Here is a 2,517-nt window from a genome sequence, read left to right as displayed (position 1 = left end):
CCGTGGCGCCGCAGCTTGCCTGGGCGTCCGACGCCACGCTGGAAGAAAAGGTCGCACAGGGCGACTGGGATGCAGCGCTCAGAATTGTCGACGCGCAGAAATCCACCAAGCAGATCGACCGCGACGTCTTGAACCGCCGCAAGGCGGTGATGCTGACCGGCAAGGCGATGACGCTGTTTGAAAGCCAGTTCGATCAGGCAAAGGCGGCGGCCATCGAGGCCAACCGTCTGCAGCCGGAGTTCGTGCCGGCAGCCGTGATTGCCGCGCGCGCTTATTTCCGTGGCGACGAGTTGCGCCGTGGCTCCAAGATCCTGGAGCATGTTTGGAAGCGCAATCCGCATCCGGAGGTGGCGCACGCCTATGTTTTCGCTCGCCCCGGCAACTCCACGCATGATCGCCTGCAACGCGCGCAGAAGCTGCAGGCGCTGCGTACCAACAATGTGGAATCATCGCTTGTGGTGGCACGTGCCGCGCTCGATGCCCGTGAGTTCCACCTGGCGCGCGAACAGGCCGAGACTGCCTTGCGGCTGGAGCCGCGCGAAAGCGTGTATCTGCTTCTTGCCGATGTCGAAGAAGCGGATGTACGCAACCAGGGCAAGATCCGCGAATATCTTTCCAAGGCTGTGCGCGCGCAGCGTGATCCCGCCTGGACGGCAGATGGCATGATCTTCGACACCTGGGCGCCGGTTTCGCCGATCAGCGGCCGCTTCGATGTGTTTGAGTGGAAGACGCCGGTTGAGCGCGCTGCACCGGTGATCGAGGATCATCGGGACTTGGCTGAACAGGAGCCTGAACAGGCCGAGATCCACCCGGCGATCGTCAGCCTGCCGGTTGCCGTTGGCGCGCCGCCGCCGACTGTGGTGGACGCCACGCAGCCTGTGGCCGAAGCTGAGATCGAGCCGTCTGTGGTTGAGGAACCCGCGCCGGTGAAAGCCGTGGTTGAAGCCGAGCCTGAGCACGAGGTGACGTCTGCAGAAGAAGCGTTTGCCGCGTCTGAAGCCGATCGCAGCATCGACGATGCGCAGCCGGTCGAGGATGACGACAAGCCGATCGCCTTGACGCGCCTGCCGGATGATCCGGGCGTCGCTGATGATGAGAAGAAAGAACCAGCACGCTTCCGCCTGTTCTGACGCTCAAGTCTCGTTAACTGTTACTGTGACTTCCGGGCCGCAGCCTGATCTTTGTTGCGAAGGGCGCATTGCCGCCCTTGCCTTGCATCCATAGGTTTAACCCACCACACAACGGGCTTCGGCTCCCAGGGGTTAAGCGGATGTTCGAACGGCTGGTTTCCTTTCTGCAAGGTCTGCCGTTTGGCGGCACGACGGAAGCGGGCGTCACGGAAGATGATCCGCGCGTCGCCGCCACCGCGCTCCTGCTTCATGTCATGGATGCCGATGGCGTGCGCAGCGAAAATGAGCACAGCCTGCTGCATCAGGCGCTGAGCAAGCGCTTCGGCTTGGAAGGCAGCGAGCTGGATGCTGTCTTGGCGGCCGGCCAGGAAGCCGAGCGCGAGGCCGTAGATCTTTATGCCTTCACCAGTGTTTTGACGCGGCGGCTCGATGAGGGGCAGCGCGCGCGTTTCATAGAGCTGATGTGGCAGATCGTTTTCGCCGATGGCGAGGTGCACGAGCTGGAAGACAACACGGTGTGGCGCGTTGCCGAGCTGATGGGCGTTGATAGCCGCACCCGCACCGAGTTGCGCACGCGTGCCGGTGGACGCACGCCGAGGCTGGACGCTCTGGCGCTTTCCCAGACGGAATAGCGCTTCGTTTGTCGCTTAAACGCGCCCGTTGAGGTGGCGCGTTTTGCGCAGTTGCGGGAAGGCCCAGGCCCAGATGCCTGCCACTGCAATGGCTCCGACGCCGCCGAACACTACGGCCGGCATCGTGCCGATCAGCGCCGCCATCGTTCCGGCGCGGAACTCTCCGAGCTCGTTGGATGCGCCGACAAAGACGTTGTTCACGGCATTGACGCGGCCGCGCACCTGGTCCGGCGTCCAAAGCTGGATCAGCGTTTCGCGAATATACACGCTGACCATGTCGGTGGCGCCAAGCAGCGCCAGAGCGAGGATCGACACCCAGGTGGTGGTGGACACGCCAAACACGATCGTTACCAGACCGAACAGAGCGACGAAGGTGAACATGATCCGGCCTGCATGGTCGCGGATCGGATGGCCGGCCAGCCAGACCGCCACCAGGATCGCGCCGACGCCGGGCGCGGCGCGCAGCAGGCCGAGACCCCAGGGTCCGAGATCCAGGATATCGCGGGCATAGACCGGCAAAAGGGCAACGGCGCCGCTGAGCAGCACGGCGAACAGATCGAGCGAGATAGCGCCGAGCACGACCTTTTCACCCCAAATGTAGCGGAAGCCGGCAAACAGCGTTTCCGTGGTCGGCTTTTCGCCCGAGATCCTCTGCGCGGGCTTGGGGATCGTGAACACCAGCACGGTTGCGGCCAGCATCAAAGCGGTGGCGGTGCCGTAGGCGATTTCGGGATTGAGGCCGTAAAGCAGGCCGC

At 63.6% G+C, this 2,517-nt stretch carries 3 protein-coding genes; 2 read left to right on the top strand and 1 reads right to left on the bottom strand.

From position 1 onward, the window contains the following. Nucleotides 1–1,130: heme biosynthesis protein HemY (locus RTX98_RS18780; RefSeq protein ID WP_312798340.1), on the top strand; the 1,130-nt coding region annotated here is incomplete at its 5' end. Nucleotides 1,131–1,270: 140 nt separating this feature from the next. Continuing rightward, nucleotides 1,271–1,762 (top strand): TerB family tellurite resistance protein, encoded by a 492-nt coding sequence (locus tag RTX98_RS18775; protein ID WP_312798338.1) that lies wholly within the window; start codon nucleotides 1,271–1,273, stop codon nucleotides 1,760–1,762. A 15-nt stretch (nucleotides 1,763–1,777) separates the two neighbouring features. On the opposite strand, the gene RTX98_RS18770 is transcribed toward RTX98_RS18775, so the two are convergent. Further along, nucleotides 1,778–2,517: MFS transporter (locus tag RTX98_RS18770; protein WP_312798336.1), on the bottom strand; the 740-nt coding region annotated here is incomplete at its 5' end.

Origin of the sequence: Tianweitania sp., from assembly GCF_032053605.1 — a bacterium.
Taxonomy (GTDB): domain Bacteria; phylum Pseudomonadota; class Alphaproteobacteria; order Rhizobiales; family Rhizobiaceae; genus Tianweitania.
The sequence above is the reverse complement of the archived record's forward strand: the minus strand, read 5'-3'. Positions and strand labels throughout refer to the sequence as shown.